At 32.4% G+C, this 16,292-nt stretch carries 21 protein-coding genes; 12 read left to right on the forward strand and 9 right to left on the reverse strand.

The window, feature by feature from the left end:
• Positions 1-43: 43 nt before the first annotated feature.
• From HA143_RS08150 to HA143_RS08185, 8 genes are all read left to right on the forward strand, one after another.
• Positions 44-301 carry a DUF3721 domain-containing protein gene (locus tag HA143_RS08150; protein ID WP_209085826.1) on the forward strand — a complete coding sequence of 86 codons (258 nt, stop codon included), beginning with the start codon at positions 44-46 and terminating at the stop codon, positions 299-301.
• Positions 302-308: 7 nt separating this feature from the next.
• Complete coding sequence (locus tag HA143_RS08155) at positions 309-752, forward strand: hypothetical protein (RefSeq protein ID WP_209085828.1); 444 nt, start codon at positions 309-311, stop codon at positions 750-752.
• A gap of 222 nt (positions 753-974) precedes the next feature.
• Positions 975-1,229, forward strand: coding sequence for a hypothetical protein (locus HA143_RS08160; RefSeq protein WP_245210919.1), 255 nt, complete (start codon positions 975-977; stop codon positions 1,227-1,229).
• A 768-nt stretch (positions 1,230-1,997) separates the two neighbouring features.
• Positions 1,998-2,426 (forward strand): cupin domain-containing protein, encoded by a 429-nt coding sequence (locus HA143_RS08165; RefSeq protein ID WP_209085830.1) that lies wholly within the window; start codon positions 1,998-2,000, stop codon positions 2,424-2,426.
• Between the two features lie 71 nt (positions 2,427-2,497).
• Positions 2,498-2,707, forward strand: a complete 210-nt coding sequence (locus HA143_RS08170) for a hypothetical protein (RefSeq protein ID WP_209085832.1) — start codon at positions 2,498-2,500, stop codon at positions 2,705-2,707.
• A complete protein-coding gene (locus tag HA143_RS08175; RefSeq protein WP_209085834.1) occupies positions 2,708-2,962 on the forward strand; it encodes a hypothetical protein in 255 nt (84 codons plus the stop codon).
• A gap of 695 nt (positions 2,963-3,657) precedes the next feature.
• On the forward strand, positions 3,658-3,804 hold the full coding sequence (locus HA143_RS08180) for a hypothetical protein (RefSeq protein ID WP_209085836.1): 147 nt from the start codon (positions 3,658-3,660) through the stop codon (positions 3,802-3,804).
• A gap of 76 nt (positions 3,805-3,880) precedes the next feature.
• Positions 3,881-4,036: a hypothetical protein gene (locus HA143_RS08185; RefSeq protein WP_209085844.1), complete on the forward strand. Its 156-nt coding sequence runs from the start codon at positions 3,881-3,883 to the stop codon at positions 4,034-4,036.
• Between the two features lie 154 nt (positions 4,037-4,190).
• On the opposite strand, the gene HA143_RS08190 is transcribed toward HA143_RS08185, so the two are convergent.
• The 4 genes from HA143_RS08190 to HA143_RS08205 all read right to left on the reverse strand — a co-directional run bounded on the left by HA143_RS08190 (position 4,191) and on the right by HA143_RS08205 (position 8,466).
• Positions 4,191-4,910 carry a phosphoesterase gene (locus HA143_RS08190; protein WP_209085847.1) on the reverse strand — a complete coding sequence of 240 codons (720 nt, stop codon included), beginning with the start codon at positions 4,908-4,910 and terminating at the stop codon, positions 4,191-4,193.
• Positions 4,907-5,722, reverse strand: coding sequence for a metallophosphoesterase family protein (locus HA143_RS08195; protein WP_209085851.1), 816 nt, complete (start codon positions 5,720-5,722; stop codon positions 4,907-4,909). Before HA143_RS08195 ends, HA143_RS08190 begins: the two co-directional genes overlap by 4 nt.
• A 7-nt stretch (positions 5,723-5,729) precedes the next feature.
• Positions 5,730-6,512, reverse strand: a complete 783-nt coding sequence (locus HA143_RS08200) for a GTP-binding protein (protein ID WP_209085856.1) — start codon at positions 6,510-6,512, stop codon at positions 5,730-5,732.
• A 352-nt stretch (positions 6,513-6,864) separates the two neighbouring features.
• Positions 6,865-8,466 carry a tetratricopeptide repeat protein gene (locus HA143_RS08205; RefSeq protein ID WP_209085861.1) on the reverse strand — a complete coding sequence of 534 codons (1,602 nt, stop codon included), beginning with the start codon at positions 8,464-8,466 and terminating at the stop codon, positions 6,865-6,867.
• Between the two features lie 234 nt (positions 8,467-8,700).
• Here HA143_RS08205 and HA143_RS08210 point away from each other — a divergent pair, with 234 nt between their 5' ends.
• Positions 8,701-9,159, forward strand: a complete 459-nt coding sequence (locus tag HA143_RS08210; RefSeq protein ID WP_209085874.1) for an EVE domain-containing protein — start codon at positions 8,701-8,703, stop codon at positions 9,157-9,159.
• Between the two features lie 7 nt (positions 9,160-9,166).
• Here HA143_RS08210 and HA143_RS08215 read toward each other — a convergent pair whose 3' ends face one another.
• The 3 genes from HA143_RS08215 to HA143_RS08225 all read right to left on the reverse strand — a co-directional run bounded on the left by HA143_RS08215 (position 9,167) and on the right by HA143_RS08225 (position 10,341).
• Positions 9,167-9,418 (reverse strand): DUF2811 domain-containing protein, encoded by a 252-nt coding sequence (locus tag HA143_RS08215; protein WP_209085877.1) that lies wholly within the window; start codon positions 9,416-9,418, stop codon positions 9,167-9,169.
• A 312-nt stretch (positions 9,419-9,730) separates the two neighbouring features.
• Entirely contained in the window at positions 9,731-10,102 is a 372-nt protein-coding gene (locus HA143_RS08220; RefSeq protein ID WP_209085880.1) for a DUF1818 family protein, read from the reverse strand.
• 2 nt (positions 10,103-10,104) lie between these two features.
• Entirely contained in the window at positions 10,105-10,341 is a 237-nt protein-coding gene (locus HA143_RS08225) for a DNA-directed RNA polymerase subunit omega (protein WP_209085893.1), read from the reverse strand.
• 99 nt (positions 10,342-10,440) lie between these two features.
• Between HA143_RS08225 and HA143_RS08230 the strand changes: the two genes are divergently transcribed.
• Positions 10,441-12,009 (forward strand): Hsp70 family protein, encoded by a 1,569-nt coding sequence (locus tag HA143_RS08230; protein ID WP_209085895.1) that lies wholly within the window; start codon positions 10,441-10,443, stop codon positions 12,007-12,009.
• A gap of 7 nt (positions 12,010-12,016) precedes the next feature.
• Here the strand turns inward: HA143_RS08230 and pyrR are convergent, their stop codons facing one another.
• Positions 12,017-12,553, reverse strand: a complete 537-nt coding sequence (gene pyrR / locus HA143_RS08235; RefSeq protein WP_209085897.1) for a bifunctional pyr operon transcriptional regulator/uracil phosphoribosyltransferase PyrR — start codon at positions 12,551-12,553, stop codon at positions 12,017-12,019.
• Between the two features lie 138 nt (positions 12,554-12,691).
• Here pyrR and gpmI point away from each other — a divergent pair, with 138 nt between their 5' ends.
• The gene (gene gpmI, locus HA143_RS08240; protein WP_209085900.1) at positions 12,692-14,314 is read left to right on the forward strand and encodes a 2,3-bisphosphoglycerate-independent phosphoglycerate mutase; all 1,623 of its coding nucleotides are present in this window, start codon (positions 12,692-12,694) and stop codon (positions 14,312-14,314) included.
• Positions 14,315-14,341: 27 nt separating this feature from the next.
• On the forward strand, positions 14,342-14,569 hold the full coding sequence (gene secG, locus HA143_RS08245; RefSeq protein WP_209085902.1) for a preprotein translocase subunit SecG: 228 nt from the start codon (positions 14,342-14,344) through the stop codon (positions 14,567-14,569).
• Positions 14,570-14,642: 73 nt separating this feature from the next.
• Here the strand turns inward: secG and groL are convergent, their stop codons facing one another.
• On the reverse strand, positions 14,643-16,280 hold the full coding sequence (groL, locus tag HA143_RS08250) for a chaperonin GroEL (RefSeq protein WP_209085905.1): 1,638 nt from the start codon (positions 16,278-16,280) through the stop codon (positions 14,643-14,645).
• Positions 16,281-16,292: the final 12 nt, after the last annotated feature.

Genomic DNA, 16,292 nt, shown 5'->3' on the forward strand with positions numbered 1-16,292 from the left:
TAGTAATTTCATATTAAGATTGGTATAAATTTTTACAATTCCTTTGAAACAAACATTGATCCTTTCTCCAATTTTCTTAATAAGCATCCTATTTAGTCTTGGCTGCACTTCAAAAGTTGAAGAAACAAAAACCCCTGCACTTTTTGAAACCAGAAAAGAGGCTGAAAAAGCTGCTAAAAGTTTTAATTGCACTGGAGCTCATAAAATGGGGAATAAGTGGATGCCTTGCGCAACTCATGAAGCTCATGAAAGTTCTCATGACAAGGACAAAAAGCATCACAATCACCACCATCATCATTAAGTCTTAAATGAAGGATTCAGAAAATACTAATCAGCATAAAACTGACGGTCCTGCACATTGCGGAAGTAAGCCAAAAAAGATTGCAATTGGAATAGCTCCGCTTGGATATATATCAATTGGAATAGTCCCCATGGGCATTGTCACTATTGGAATTGTGCCAATGGGAGTAGTTTCTCTTGGTGTAGTAGCAATGGGAGTAATAAATGCCTCTATTGTTGGGATGGGTGTTTTCTCTGCTGGAGTGACAACTATGGGATTAAAAGTTTGGACTCCTATAGGACCTAAGATTGAACAAAGCACTAAAAAAACTAACTCTTCAGATTCAATAAATATTTATGCCTATCCCACGAAAGCCAAAGCTATTGAAGAAGCCAAAAAACTTGGATGCAAAGGAATTCATAAAATGGGTGATTTATGGATGCCATGCGCAACTCACGGGTTAGGTAAATAAGTCCATAACGACCTTCCCTTTCCTAAATAGATACTTTGATGGATAATAAATTTATACCCAAAAAAGTTTGGATAACACGTCCTCCAAGCCTTAAAAATCGCCGAGATACCTTGATATAACTGAAGAAAAGTTTTGGCTAATGAAAAGTACACCCGTCTAGCTATTACTGGGATCTCAAGGATTCGTAATTTTTTATCCAAACTTTATCCAAACTTTTAGCGATTGACAGTCGATCTAACATGGAGGGATACAACTCTCTTTTTTTGTGCAATGAATGATAGTTTTAAAAAGTTTGTATCCATAGGGATAGCTCCTAGAGGAGTGATTGCTATTGGACTCGTTCCAATGGGCTTTATTGCTATAGGAGGAGTATCAATGGGAATCATCACAGTAGGTGCTGTTGGAATGGGTTTGATTAACGCTTGCTTAGTTGGCTGTGGTTTGATCGTATATGGGATAAAGGTAATGGGGCTTTAATCTTTGTTGAATAGATGAAACGCTTACTACTAGGACTTAATCTACTTGAAAATTAAATAGGTTTTTATTTTCAACTGAGGATTATTAGCAGTTAAAAGAGAGGGAAGACCTTAAACCTACAGAAATTTGGAACGGATTCTGTATAGTTACTATACACTTATGCCCTATTCCTTCTGCTAAATGTATCATTATGAACATATTATTTCTTTTTGAATATCAATCTTTTATTTTACATGCTTTGGAATAGTAGCAGGGTCAGCATCCCAATAATCAAAATCCCTATTGGAGTTTTTATTACTGTTGGGTTACCTGTCGCAATGATTAAGTTCGGCAGAAAGTGCTGAATTAGGAAATAGATGTCTGAAAAGGTTTACATAGGTGAACAGCCACTGAGCTGACCCCCTACCACCCACTACTTTCCTAAATAGAAACTTTCTTCGACTAATATTGTTAGATAAACTAAATAAAATGCTTTGGATTTGACTGACTTACGAAAAAGTTAACAAAATGCCATACCAGCACCATACCAGCAGCCTTATTTCCCGCAAATCATAGACTATGACTGAACCTAACTACTGGCTAATGAACCATGTACCAGTTGTCATAGCAATGGATCTCAAAAATCAGATAAATTCCGTCCACACGTCGTCCACACTTTTAGTTGATTAAAATTCCATCAAGAAAAGCCTAAAAAGTTAAATCTGGTACTGACAAATATTTTAAAAATAAATACTATATGCCTAAATAATTATCTAGGAATTTAAATTCATGATTAAGAATTTATTCATAGCAATCGCTTTTGCTTTGATGCTCATCAACCCAAATATTTCTATAGCTGCCGAATCGCCTGTAGATGTACAAGAAGTCTTTGTAGGTTCTGAAACTATGGATGGTGATGCTCTTAAATATCCAAAAGGAAAAGCAGAAATAAGATTACAAAGAGTCGAATTAGCTGAGGGAGGGATAGTCCCGCTTCACTCTCATCCAATTCCATTATTAGGTAATGTTGAGCAAGGTACAATTGTTGTCAAAAGACAAGGTATGGAAGATCTTACCTATACAGCGGGGGATACATTTATAGTTGGTCCAAAGACACCAAAACATACAATGGGTAATGCAAAAACCGATAATGCAATAGTTTGGTTCGCAGCAATTGGAGCAAAAGATGTTCCAATTCTAATTCCTGCAGAAGGATAAATTTATCTATAAATCAATTTTTTTTTAATTGACATTCGATCTAAACTGGAGGGATAAAACCCTCTTTTTTAATGCGTAAATTATTAATACCTTTATTAGCTGCCTTTGCCTTACCTACTGCTGTTAATGCTGAAAGTTATTGGCTCCTTTTAAAAGTAGGTGTAAGTAGAGGAGCATTTGAAAAAATTGAGATGGGAAGTATGGAACAATGCGAAGAACAGGGAGAGAACTTTAAAAGCAAAAACAAATACCATAGATATTATTGCTTGATTGGTAAATAAATGAAACGCTTACTGCTCCCACTACTAGCTGCACTCGCTTTACCTACTGCTGTTAATGCAAATATTGTTAATTATAAAGCGGAATGCAATAATCCCAGTAATCTTGTTTTAAAAACAGCCTTCGCAAGGAGTGGTTTCTTTAGTTGGCTAACTGAAGAGGATTACAGAGAATCAATTAAATCTTATACAGAGTATTTAGTTTGCTACAAAAACGATGAAACTGCGATCCAAATGGCTGCCACAATAAGAGGTTAGCTTTTGTAGAAATTGGTAGAGATAGAGCTGCATGTGTTGATTGGGCAAAAGGGAAGGGAACCCCTTTATGGTGGTCTACCTTTAAGAAAAAATATAAGGTTTTAATTCAAAGAGGATACGATCATGAAAGTGCTTTTAATGAGGCACAAAACCACACCACTTCAAAAGAAGAAGAGTATGCATATAAAAAGAAAATATGCAGTCCTTATCTTTCAAAAAAGCAATCAATCAAACCATCTATGGGTAAAGAATTTTATCCTCTCCCTTGAGTATTAAAGTTGATTATATTGAAAGCTGATTTATCTTAGAAAAAGATTAGGAGATGGATGCGGATTCTTAGAAGAATTGGACGGCAGTCTCCTCCTAATTACCACTTTGCATTTCTTACCAACTTATATTTCTACAGGAATTTGTGAGGTCGAATATATACTTATATCCAAAGTCGATTAACCCCATACCTGTATCACTTTCCTAAATAGGTACTTTGATGGATAATAAACATATAAAAAATTCTGATTCTAGCAAAATTCTAGCAGATAAATTCCTCGAGATCCCTTGATATGACTGAAGAAAATTTTTGGCTAATGAACAATGTACCAGTAGTTATTGCAAGGGTTTTCAAAAACCAAATGAATTTCAGTCACGATTCATTCACGATTTTTACAGCTAAAATTGATTGAAAAAATTTGATAATAATGGCAATTTCACACTATAGAAAGCAAAGGATAATGCTTTTAGCAAGACTCAATCTTGGTTTAGCTAGTGAAGATAAAGAAGAAATTGATCTATATAATCACTATCAGAAAAATATTTATTCAGAACAACATCAACAGCAGCAATAAAATTAATCTTTGGTAAATTTTGATGCTGAAAATCTTATCTATATAGCTAATATATTTTCAGTACATTAATGAATAAATGAATTTCGCATTTGCAAAAGTCTCAAATTTGAAAGTTAACAGGTCTTCTAAAATAGCTATTACGCTCGCATCATCAACTTTCTTTTTATACGCATTAGGTCAAGCACCTATTTTCAAAAATATTCTTGCAGGTGCCTTTTCTTGTTCTGGCTAAATACAAAACTTGTTTACAAGATAAATTGACAATCTAGAATATCCATTGATTGACAGTCGATTGCTAAGAGGGGCAAATGCTCCTCTTTTTTATTTTCTTTTTTGCATTACTTCAAACATACTTAAATATTGAAGTGGGTACTTGATGCTAAAAACTAAAGCCTTCCAAATCCCTTAGTTCTTTTTTCTGATTTATATCCTGCTTGTACGAATTGAGTATTATCAGTCCCTACATCATAAAGAGTATAATTTTTTCCTGCCCCAATACCAATAACAGCTTTTTGCGGAACTTTCTGCTCTTTCTTACGATTTCCATTTAAATCTTCTACTTCAGAATTAACAATTCCCTCTGTCAATTCCAAATGAAACTGTTGTTTGCTCCTTGCAGTAAATAATCTGTTTACCTGAAGACGTGTAAGTCTATCAAGGAGTGTCAGTGGCGGCGTATCTAGTGTTAAATTTTCGCCAATATCTTTTGAGCTTCCGTGAATTAAACCACAATCAAGTTCAACAAATCCAAATTGAAGTGCTGCTATCCAATCAAGAAATGATTTGTCTACAGCATTCGTAAGAGACTTAACTACTTCTTCACCCTTATTTATTCTCAAAGCTTCAGCTCTTTGATCCCCACGGTAACCACTTTCCAAGAGGATTTGTTCTTCCCACCAACCGTATATACACCATGGTTGTAAATCATTACTTTTTGGATTAATTAACCTATGGAGAAGCCTATTACAGTTTTTTTCAGGACCTATCATATCCCCCAAAACAAAAAGAGTTATATTACCTGGAGTTTTTTTTAAGTCTTTTTGAATAAGTTCATAAGTATCTAGATCCCCTTTAAGACCACTTACGAGTGCCCAGCGTTCTATCATCTTTCACAAACATGAGATGCATCTTCAGCTTGTTCTGCAAATTCGAATCCATTTTTTAAACGCCATGCAAAAATCGGAGGAAGACCGGCATCTATTATTGCTTTACACGTAAGTTCAAGATCATATTCCACTTCTCTAATTTTTACTTCATTTGTGACTTCGTTATAAACAACATAAGTAGCTTTAGTTCCTCCATGTCTTGGCTCTCCTACTGAACCTGCATTTACTATTCTTCGCATCGGCAATTGAATTTCTTTTTCTTGAATATCTTTGGGAGCAGCGTTTTTGATCTTTACAGCAATTGAACCATCTGCTAATTCGCGAATATAAGGTTGATGAGTATGACCACAAAATAGAATCTCTGCTCTGGCATTTTCAACTCTCTCAAGAGCTGCAAATGCATCCATATCTGGTAAAAGATATTCATGTTGACTATTAGGACTACCATGAACAAAAAGACATTTATCTTTACGTATTGAGTAGGGTAGATTAGCTAGATAATCCTTATTTTCTTTAGTTAATTTATCCGTAGTCCATTGATGAGCAAAATGACCTCTCTTTTCAGCAAGCTGAGAAGGATAACTACAATCGCAAGCATCTAATCCATCAACAACGTCTTCGTCCCAACATCCCTGACAAGTAGGAATTTTTTTATCTCTTATTAACTCAATAACCTCATTAGGTTGAGGACCATAACCCACTAGATCTCCAAGACAGGTAATATTTGTAATTCCTTGGAGTTCAATATCTTTTAAGACAGCCTCTACTGCAGGTAGATTTGCATGTAAACATGAGATGACAGCTTGATTCATTTTTAAGTTAACGGCGAGCAGTTTGTAGTTGTGAATTTCTAAGTGAAGTTTGATGATGATCTAGTACAGCATCATTAAGAAGACAATTATGAATCGTTGATTTTATTGACTCGAAGTTTAAATTTTTCCCTTGTATAACAATTTCAGAACATCGTTCTGGTCTTCCATTAAGAGGGGCAACTTGGTTTAATGTTTGATATTGAGATCCTTGCTGACTGACTATCCAGTTAAACAAGATGTAACGACCATCCGGCAAGTTCATTAATGCTTTGGCTCTATATACATCCCCATAAGCACCATTAACTAATTCAAACCAAAAAGTATTCAAGCTTGCAGGGTCCCAAATATGCTTTTTAAGATCAAGGCTTATTGATTCAATTGCTCTAAAATCTAAAGTATCTTTTATTGATAATTCTGGATCTCTACCAAAATGAAGATATCTATTTGGCTGGAGATTATATTTATCAAGTTCATTAAGAATTCTCAGATCAACTCCATTAATACCTTGAGATTTAGGTATAAAAAATTGTGGAAATTCAATAATAATTAAACTGTTTTCTTTATCTTTCTCTGATATTGAGTTTGAAATAGATAAGTCTAATAAGTTAGGAATTTGATCTTTCAAAAAAGCAAAATCAATTTTTGAATTTATAGCTTGCTCTAAATTAATTTCTGAATATCCTCCAAGACGTAAGTAACCACAATTAGCAGAATAATTCTTAAAAGTATTTAGTATCCAATTTGTCTTACCGCATCCAGGCGAACCTGATATTAAACAAACTTGACTCATAAAAAAAATACTACCTAATGTATAAAATTTACACCAATATGAAAATGAAAATCATTTCTGTATTTGTTTTTAAATATTCATTTTATGACTTAAGTGATAAAAACAATATTTTTTAGAGAATCAATTACCCCATAACACCCCTCACTTTCCTAAATAGGAACTTTGCAGGATAATAAATATATAAAAGCGAATAGTATGATATTACATTCACGATTCGTTCACGATTTACAGTTTCCTCCAAATCCCTTGATATGACTGAAGAAAAGTTTTGGCTAATGAAAAGTGAGCGCTACTAGCTATTACTGAGATCTAAAGGAATCGTAATTTTTTATCCCAACTTTATCCAAACTCTTTAAAGGCAAAATTTCTCTCCATCAGCTATTAAATAATTATCCGTAGCACATTTGATTTCATCTGATTTAATAATCAAATTAGAGGAATTATTTTTAATTTCATCCTCATTTTTCTCACCAAAATCTCTTACAGATCCATCTAAAGAACAATAATTAAAACGAGATGATCCATCTGAGAACATTTTTTTTGTAAACTCATCGCCCATTGAGATTGCTTTTTTAAATTCTTTACATGCATTGTTTGTATCTCCAAGATTATGATTTATATAACCTTTTAGTCCATAAGCAATTGCTACTGATGGATCTTGTTGAATCAGTTTATCTAGATAATTAATGGCATCAATATTTTTATTTAGTTCAATCGAAATTTGTGATGCTTTTAATAAAGTTGCTTTATCTTTTTGATTTACTCTTAATGCTTTATCTATAGCCTCCTTAGCCTTATCTAAATTTCCATTTTTCATAGCTTCAGTTGATCTTTCAACAAGTTTCATTGAACAAATAGAACTTTGATTTAATAATGTTTTCAAGTATCTTTTCTCTGCCATATCTTTAGTAAATGCATTAAGGTCATGGCTATAGTCTCCATTTAATGGGTCACAATATCCAGAAACTTGGAAAAATGGTTTCTCTAAAGATGGACTGAATATACGGTAAAAAAAGAAATCACCGTCGTTCTTCTCACATATTCTTACGAAAGGGTATTTTGCTGATGGGTCTTCTGATAATTCTTGATCAAAGCATTTTTCTTTTGTTCCTTCAGATGTTAAATCTTTTGTAAGTGGAATATTTGTTATAACTGAGTTTTCCTTAGTATTTCTTAAGCTGCTTGGATTAGCATTTTTGCAAAAAATTCTTATGCTCTCTTGAACTAAAGCATCACCTTTCTCTTGAGAAATCACTAAATCCAAATTACCATTAGGAACTTTTCGAGATCCTTTAGCTTTAAAATTTTTACAATCTAAAAAAACTTCAGATAAAACTCTTTCTTCATCTTTTATTTCTATATCAAAGGTATTATCTGTTTTAAAAAAACAAAATTCAAGTTGAAATTTATCATTATATTGACATATTCTTTTTTCCTTTAATTTTTCATTTGAATTGAGCTTTTTAGGCTTTGAGATATTTAAATTATTTGATAAATTTTTCGCACATTTATCATTAGAAAATATGATATTTTTTTGGGTTTTTTGCCATTTTTGATTTAGAAGTTTTAATTCTTCGATATCATTTTCTAATAGAGCTAACTTTGAACCCTTTTTATTTATTTCTTCAAGTAATGGAATCATTTGATTATGATTTTTACACCAATTAGCAGAATAAAATTTATACCCTTTGCTTTTACTTTCATCCATCAGCAAGCCTAATGAATTTCCTGCTTTTCTAATTTCTGCTTTTAATTTAATTTTTTCTGATGCTTCTCCTCTTGGAAGTTGATCACATTTATTAAAGTAAAGACATCTAGAGTATAAAAACACGTAATAAATTACTATTGAAGCTATTGATCCACCTGTTATTAATAAAATAATTAAAAACCATTTAAAGAATTTATTTAATTTAAATTTTTTATCCTTTTTCTCTTCTGTTTTTTTACTATTCATAATTTTATATATATTTAAATATGGTTAAAAATTAAATTTAGTAAAAGATTTAGACATCCCTTTATTTGAACATTGAAATATATTTAGAGGAAATATTTAGACCAAAGTAAAAAAAGTTAACTCAAATAAAAATACTACTTTCACAAGTAGAAACTTTGATGGATAATAAATTTATACCAAAAAAGTTTGGATAACACGTCCTCCAAGCTTAAAAATTCGCTGAGATCGCTTGATATGACTGAAGAAAATTTTTGGCTAATGAAAAGTGAGCCTGATGCTTACAGCATAGATACCTTAAAGACTGATAGAGTAACTTTATGGGATGGTATAAGAAATTATCAAGCTAGAAATTTCATGAGAAAAATGAATAAAGGAGATAAAGTTTTTTTCTATCATTCAAACTGCAAACCCCCAGGTATAGTTGGACTTATGGAGGTGATAGATCTAAATATTGTTGATCCTACGCAATTTGATAAAGATTCAAAGTATTTTGATCCAAAATCGAAACCTGAAAATCCTAGATGGGATTGTGTAAAAGTAAAATATATATCTAAGTCAAATAAAATTCTAAGTTTACCTGAATTAAAGATTTTATTCAGTGAGAATGAGTTATTAGTTGTGAAGAAAGGAAATAGGTTATCAATATTACCTGTCCGACATGAGATAGCAAAAATACTACTTGAAAAAATATAAAAAATTTTTATTCATTAAAATTCATAGAAAACATATTCCCAATATAGAGTCTCGTTAAATCTCTATTTTGAAATCCTTTTTGCATCAAGAAACCTGCAATAGCAGCTTGTAATAACCTGTATTGATCCCAGTTAGGATGTTCTTCAACAAATTCTTTCATAGCCTTTTGAAGATTTTCTTGAAGTTCACATTTGAAACTAATGACTTCATCTTTTTGCTTTAAAACTATTGGATTTACTTTGTTATTTAACTCTTGCATGTTCAGAAAATTTTTTAAAATTTAAAACTACAAGATTTAGTTTTCTTCAAAATCACTAAATCGTCAACAAGTATGAATAAGATACGGTCTCAGAAAATAGAATAATGAGAATATAGTTATTTCAAGGGGGTTCAAGGAACCTAATATTTGAAAAATAAATCTTACTGAAATATAAAGAATTATATAAAACAAATAGTTTTCCACATACTTTAGTTCATCAGCTATTTTTAAAACTTTAGTTGTGGAAAAGTTGTGAAAAATTTTTTCTGGCTAGGGGAAATATTTTAAAAAATTTCCAATTTTATTTATCTTTTAATCCATTGATTCCCACATTTTTTTTATTTCATAACATAAACTTTGTGCTATTGGTATCGGCCAATACATTTCAAAAGATCGCGTTTGGTCTTGACTTTCAAAAACAAATCTTAAACTCCATTCATTCTTTTTCCCTTCTAACTCAATATACCAAGGTAATTGCTCTATTTCTAAAGTAATAGCCTCCTCATCCATTAATTCATTACTTATACTCAATATTTGTGAATTAAGTCTTAAAAGTAAAAGATATAGTGAATAAAATTCACTTCTTTGTAATTCAATTGACCAATTATCAACCCCAATCAAGAAACAAAATTTGCCTTTTTTAAAATCTCTAAATAATCTCCATCTTTTTTGCTCTTTTAACAAAATTAACCAGGGAGCAAATCTGGTTGGTCTTGTTCATCGCTTAGTTCAATAATAGATCTTTGAACAGGTTTAATAGTTGACTCTTCTAATAGTCCATCAAAATCATCAAAACGCCTTTGTTTAGCTCTAAAAGCAATTCTTACTGTCGTCAAGTATCTATTAGTTGATTTTCTTATTAAACTCTCACCTCTTTTAGCAAGATCATTAGAATCAACAACTCTATTATTTGATATGTTCATAAAATCTTTTTTAATTTTTATTATATATTCTACAATTTATTGGCCTTATTAAAAACATAAATTACAAAACGAACTAAATTGATTTATAAAAAGCTTTATATGGAAAAAAATTTATCTGGAACTCTTGCTATTGATTTAGGGAATACTAATACTGTAGTAGCTTTTCAGGATCAAAAAGATATCAATTGTGTTTTAGTTGAGATACCAAATATAACATCATCTCCAGGAGTTATCCCTACAGCAGTTTGGTTCGAGGAACCTTCAAAAACTTTGAAAATTGGTATTAGTGCTTTAAAAATGAGGGATAAATCTAATGCGGATTTGTTTTTTCATTCAAATTTTAAAAGATTAATTGGAAATCCTATAGAAAAATTCAACCAAAAAAATATTTTACATCCTACTGAATGTGGCGAAAAATTTTTCAAATTTTTGTGGGCAAACATTCCTCAAACATACGAAATCAAAAGGCTTGTTTTAACTGCTCCAATTGATACATACAAGGGTTATAGAAAATGGTTAGTTAACCTTTGTGAAGAGATATCAGTAGATGAAATAGCTCTAGTTGACGAGCCTACTGCGGCAAGTTTAGGAGTTAATGTTCCATTTGGCTCCAAAATTATGACCTTAGATATTGGAGGAAGCACTATAGATATGAATATAGTCAAAATAGAAGGAGGAGAAGGAAAATCTAGCCCAATAGCTGAACTATTGAAATTTAAAGGAAATGATGTAAGCTCAATTTCAAAACAAAAACTCAGGTGTGCTGAAATAATCAGTAAAACAGGCTCAAAAATTGGTGGTAAAGATATTGATCAATGGATAGTTGATTATTTTATTCCAGATAATAAATATGCAGTTAATCTTTTAAAGGCAGAAGAAATAAAATGTAAACTCAGCTCATCGGCAATCGAATATGAAACTAAGTATCCAACAATATTATTAACTGAAGGAGATCAAGAAAATGAATTTTATCTTAGTAAAGAAATATTGGAGAAAATCATTATTGAGAATAATCTCCTTAATCACCTTACCTCCTTACTTAAAGATTTATTAAATGAAGCAAGAGGCAAATTTTGTACCGTAGATGATTTAAATTCAATTATTTTGGTTGGGGGTGGCACTCAAATACCATTAATCAGAGAATGGATAACACAAAACATTTCAAAAATTCAAATAAAGTCTCCTCCTCCTATTGAATCAATAGCTTTAGGAGCTTTAGCAATGACCCCAGGGGTTACTATTAAAGACATATTAAACAAAGGATTATCCATAAGATTATTTAATAAAAGAGAACAAAAACATTTCTGGCATCCTATTTTTTGTAAAGGTCAAACATGGCCAACTGATACCCCATTTCAACTGGTTCTTCAAGCTAGTAAAAATAATCAGAAAATATTTGAAATAATTATTGGAGAAACAAAAAAAGAAAGAGAATATGATGTAATTTTTGAAAATGGATTACCAAAATTATCAGAGGTTCAAAGTGAAGAAGAAATTATTAAATGGGACAAAAATCCACTCAAAATTGAACTAAAAAATAAATCTAATCTTGGAGAAGACATCTTAAAACTTTTCTTTGAAATTACTAAAAAAGCTGATTTATTAGTTAAGTGTTTCGATATCAAAGATGAATTTTTAGGAGAATATAATTTGGGAAATATTTTCTGAACTAAAACTACTCAAGAAAAACTCCTTCTTCATTATCAATATTATTTAGACGTAAACTAATACTTTCATTCTTACTGGTTGGAACTTTTTTACCACAAAAATCAGGTTGAATAGGTAATTCTCTATGACCTCTATCTACCATTACTAACAACATCACTCTTTGAGGTCTGCCCCATGAATATAGCGCATCCATTGCAGCTCTAATTGTTCTACCTGTATAAATAACATCATCTATCAAGAGAATTTCTTTTTTCTCAATAGGAGTTGGAATATCAGTTGCTTTTATTAGTCGAGTTCCAACTCTATTTTGATCATCTCTATAAAAAGTTGGATCAATTATGCCTTTTCTTATTTTTAAACCTGTTTTACAGAATAATTCTTTTTCTAGAACTTCGGCAAGATCAATTCCTCTAGTAGGAATACCAACCAAAAGGAGGTTCTCTAGGTTTTTTACTTTTTCAATTATTTCGGAAGTTAAACGTGAAAGAGTTTTTCTAAGCTCTACATCAGTAAGTATTACGATCCTTTTTGTTTTATTAGGCATAATTTATTAATAAATAGAATTCATTCAAAATTTTTCATAAATTAGCAAAAGCTAACTATTTTAAATATAAATTGTTAAATAGCATCTTTTAAAGCTAAATTTAAGATTGGATCACTGAACAATGAATTTGATCTAAATATGTCAAAGATTAGCAGCAAAAATATAAATAGATTAAATGTTCCTCAGAGCCCTGTAGTGCTTGCGATACTAGATGGATGGGGATATCGAGAAGATATATCCGATAATGCTATAAAAACTGCTAGTACTCCAATCATGGATTCATTATGGCATGCATATCCTCACACTCTAATAAGCGCTAGCGGCTCTGATGTAGGTCTCCCAGATGGTCAAATGGGTAATTCAGAGGTCGGGCACCTTACTATCGGTTCGGGAAGAATAATCCAACAAGAACTTGTAAGGATTTCAAATGTTGTAAAAAATAATCAGTTAGGCATAGTGAATCAGTTAAAGGAGATGGCTAATTCATTAAAGAAAAACAACTCTACTTTGCATATCACAGGATTATGTTCTGATGGAGGCGTACATAGTCATATTGATCATTTATTAGGTTTAATAAAATGGGCATCCGATAATGATATTAAAAAAGTTGCAATTCATATTATTACTGATGGAAGAGATACTCCCGCAAAAAGTGCATCTAAATATCTAAATCAAATAGATTCATGCATAAAAAAATTCAATACAGGTAAGATAGCCTCTATATGCGGAAGGTATTGGATAATGGACAGAAATCTTTTATGGGAAAGAACAGAAAAAGCATACGCTAATTTAACTGATCCAGATATTAAACTAACAAATATTTCTCCTCAGGATTACATACAAAAAAGTTATGACAAAAATATAACTGATGAATTTATAGAGCCCGCACGAATGTCTGAAACCTATCTTAAAGATGGGGATAGTTTAATTTGCTTTAATTTTCGTCCTGACAGAGCAAGACAAATAATCAAATCCCTTTCAATGAGTAATTTCTCAGATTTTGAAAGAAAAAATTTTCCAAATCTAGATTTAATTACTTTTACTCAATATGACACAAACTTCCCCGTTAAAGTTGCATTTCCTCCTGAATCTCTCAATAATTTTATCGGCCAAATAGTTTCCGAAAACGGACTAAAACAATACAGAACAGCAGAAACAGAAAAATATCCTCACGTAACATATTTTTTTAATGGAGGAGTAGAAATTCCTTTACCTGGAGAAGAGAGACATTTAATTCCATCTCCAAGAGTCGCAACTTATGATATGGAACCCGAAATGTCTGCGGAAGAGTTAACTATAAGTTGTTCTAAAGCAATAAAAAGTGGAAACTATTCATTTGTTGTAATCAATTTTGCTAATCCTGATATGGTTGGTCATACAGGCAATATGAATGCAACAATTAAAGCTATAGAAACAGTAGATAAATGTATAGGTCAAATAGTTAATGCTACTGGAGAAATGGGTGGAAGCATTCTTATAACAGCTGATCATGGTAACGCAGAGGTAATGAAAGGGCCTGCAGGAGAACCATGGACGGCACACACTATAAATAAAGTTCCATTAATTTTTATTGAGGGTGAAAAAAGAAAAATCCCAAATATGGGAAATGATATTTATTTAAGGGATAACGCTGGCTTGGCAGATATTGCACCAACTTTATTACAATTATTGAATCTCCCAATTCCAAAAGAAATGACAGGCAAATCTCTAATTAAAGAAATCGAGTTAAAAGGTTATAATAAGGTCGTACAACACGTCTAAAGTAAATACAAGCTTTTTATTTAAGCAATGGTTCAATTTTTTAGTTGGTTATGGGTTCTTTCAGGAGTTCTTCTAATACTTTTAGTTTTACTTCATAGTCCCAAAGGTGATGGAATGGGAGGCATCGCAGCCAGTGGAAGCTCAATGTTCAATAGCGCAAGTAGTGCAGAAGCATCTCTCAACAAAATAACTTGGACTTTTTTAAGTATATTTTTGTCTCTCGCAATTATTCTGAGTGCTGGCTGGATTTCATAAGTTTTACATTAAAAAAGGGATCATTTAAAATGATCCCGCAAATTAAAAAGTTAAACTATTAACTACTTTTAAGTTAATAATCAAAGTCACCACCCATACCTGGAGCTCCTGCTGGAGAAGATGTATCTTTTTTCTCAGGTAAATCTGCAACTATGCATTCAGTGGTCAGAACCATTCCTGCTATTGAAGCAGCATTTTGTAATCCTGAACGAGTAACTTTAGCAGGATCAACTATACCAGCGGAGGACATATCAACATATACACCAGTAGCAGCGTTAAATCCATCATTAAATGGCTTAGATTTGACGTTCTCAGCAATCACAGCACCATTAGAACCTGCATTTTCTGCAATTCTCATAAGAGGAGCTGTCAGTGAAGCTTCAACAATGTTAGCTCCAATCAATTCCTCTCCTACTAAATTTTTGTCAGCCCAATCTTTTAAAATTGGAGATAAATGAGCAAGAGTTGTTCCTCCTCCAGGGACAATACCTTCTTCAACAGCAGCTTTTGTAGCATTGATAGCATCCTCAAGACGAAGTTTTTTATCCTTCATCTCAGTTTCAGTCGCAGCTCCAACCTTAATCACTGCTACACCTCCAGCTAATTTTGCTAGACGTTCTTGAAGCTTTTCTTTATCATATGAGGAATCTGTTTCATCCATTTGCTTCTTAATTTGATCACATCTAGCAGTAACAGCTTTCTCATTGCCCTCAGCTACTATTGTTGTAGTTTCTTTGTTGATAGTTATTCTTCTACCAGTTCCAAGCATATCTAAGGTAGCATTCTCTATTTTCAAACCTGCATCCTCAGTAATAAGTTGACCATTAGTTAGAACAGCCATATCTTCAAGCATGGCTTTTCTTCTATCACCAAATCCAGGGGCTTTTACTGCCGCAACATTTAACACACCTCTTAACCTATTAACGACAAGAGTAGCTAAAGCCTCTTTTTCTATATCTTCTGCAATAATGACTAATGGCTTACCTGTTTTGGCTATTTGTTCCAGAACAGGTACTAAATCTTGTACTAGAGCAATTTTTTTATCAGTCAGAAGGATATATGGTTCATCTAAAACAGCCTCCATTCTCTCGGTGTCTGTTGCGAAGTAAGGTGAAATGTAGCCTTTATCAAAACGCATTCCCTCAGTAACTTCTAATTCAGTGGTCATTGATTTTCCCTCTTCTAGGGAAATCACACCTTCTTTCCCAACTTTATCCATAGCATTGGCAATCATTTGACCTACCTCTTCGTCATTTCCAGCCGCAATAGTTCCGCACTGAGCAATAGCATTACTATCGCTAATAGGTTTTGCATTTTCCTGAATTTTGCCAACTAAAAATTCAGTAGCTTTATCAATACCTTTTTTTAAGGTGATTGCATTAGCTCCTGCAGCAACGTTTCTCAGACCTGCTTTAACCATTGCATGCGCTAAAACAGTTGCAGTTGTGGTACCATCGCCAGCTGCATCATTAGTTTTTGAGGCAGCTTGTCTGATTAATGCAACCCCTGTATTCTCAATGTGGTCCTCTAATTCAATCTCTTTAGCGATTGTGACACCATCATTAATAATTTGGGGAGCACCGAATTTTTTTTCTAACACAACATTTCTTCCTTTTGGTCCAAGCGTTACAGCCACAGACTCAGCAAGGATATCGATTCCTCTCTCGAGCGCTCTACGAGCTTGCTCATTGTAAATAATTCTTTTAGCCATGTTTAGGCAGCA

It is taken from the genome of Prochlorococcus marinus CUG1415, from assembly GCF_017696015.1.
Taxonomy (GTDB): Bacteria; Cyanobacteriota; Cyanobacteriia; order PCC-6307; family Cyanobiaceae; genus Prochlorococcus_A; species Prochlorococcus_A marinus_AE.

Bases quoted from the DNA above. Each gene is read 5' to 3' on its own strand.
- HA143_RS08155 (WP_209085828.1), top strand. From the start codon at position 309: ATGAAGGATTCAGAAAATACTAATCAGCATAAAACTGACGGTCCTGCA.
- HA143_RS08165 (WP_209085830.1), top strand. From the start codon at position 1,998: ATGATTAAGAATTTATTCATAGCAATCGCTTTTGCTTTGATGCTCATC.
- HA143_RS08170 (WP_209085832.1), top strand. From the start codon at position 2,498: ATGCGTAAATTATTAATACCTTTATTAGCTGCCTTTGCCTTACCTACT.
- HA143_RS08175 (WP_209085834.1), top strand. From the start codon at position 2,708: ATGAAACGCTTACTGCTCCCACTACTAGCTGCACTCGCTTTACCTACT.
- HA143_RS08180 (WP_209085836.1), top strand. From the start codon at position 3,658: ATGGCAATTTCACACTATAGAAAGCAAAGGATAATGCTTTTAGCAAGA.
- HA143_RS08185 (WP_209085844.1), top strand. From the start codon at position 3,881: ATGAATTTCGCATTTGCAAAAGTCTCAAATTTGAAAGTTAACAGGTCT.
- HA143_RS08190 (WP_209085847.1), bottom strand. From the start codon at position 4,910: ATGATAGAACGCTGGGCACTCGTAAGTGGTCTTAAAGGGGATCTAGAT.
- HA143_RS08195 (WP_209085851.1), bottom strand. From the start codon at position 5,722: ATGAATCAAGCTGTCATCTCATGTTTACATGCAAATCTACCTGCAGTA.
- HA143_RS08200 (WP_209085856.1), bottom strand. From the start codon at position 6,512: ATGAGTCAAGTTTGTTTAATATCAGGTTCGCCTGGATGCGGTAAGACA.
- HA143_RS08205 (WP_209085861.1), bottom strand. From the start codon at position 8,466: ATGAATAGTAAAAAAACAGAAGAGAAAAAGGATAAAAAATTTAAATTA.
- HA143_RS08210 (WP_209085874.1), top strand. From the start codon at position 8,701: ATGACTGAAGAAAATTTTTGGCTAATGAAAAGTGAGCCTGATGCTTAC.
- HA143_RS08215 (WP_209085877.1), bottom strand. From the start codon at position 9,418: ATGCAAGAGTTAAATAACAAAGTAAATCCAATAGTTTTAAAGCAAAAA.
- HA143_RS08225 (WP_209085893.1), bottom strand. From the start codon at position 10,341: ATGAACATATCAAATAATAGAGTTGTTGATTCTAATGATCTTGCTAAA.
- HA143_RS08230 (WP_209085895.1), top strand. From the start codon at position 10,441: ATGGAAAAAAATTTATCTGGAACTCTTGCTATTGATTTAGGGAATACT.
- pyrR (WP_209085897.1), bottom strand. From the start codon at position 12,553: ATGCCTAATAAAACAAAAAGGATCGTAATACTTACTGATGTAGAGCTT.
- gpmI (WP_209085900.1), top strand. From the start codon at position 12,692: ATGTCAAAGATTAGCAGCAAAAATATAAATAGATTAAATGTTCCTCAG.
- secG (WP_209085902.1), top strand. From the start codon at position 14,342: ATGGTTCAATTTTTTAGTTGGTTATGGGTTCTTTCAGGAGTTCTTCTA.
- groL (WP_209085905.1), bottom strand. From the start codon at position 16,280: ATGGCTAAAAGAATTATTTACAATGAGCAAGCTCGTAGAGCGCTCGAG.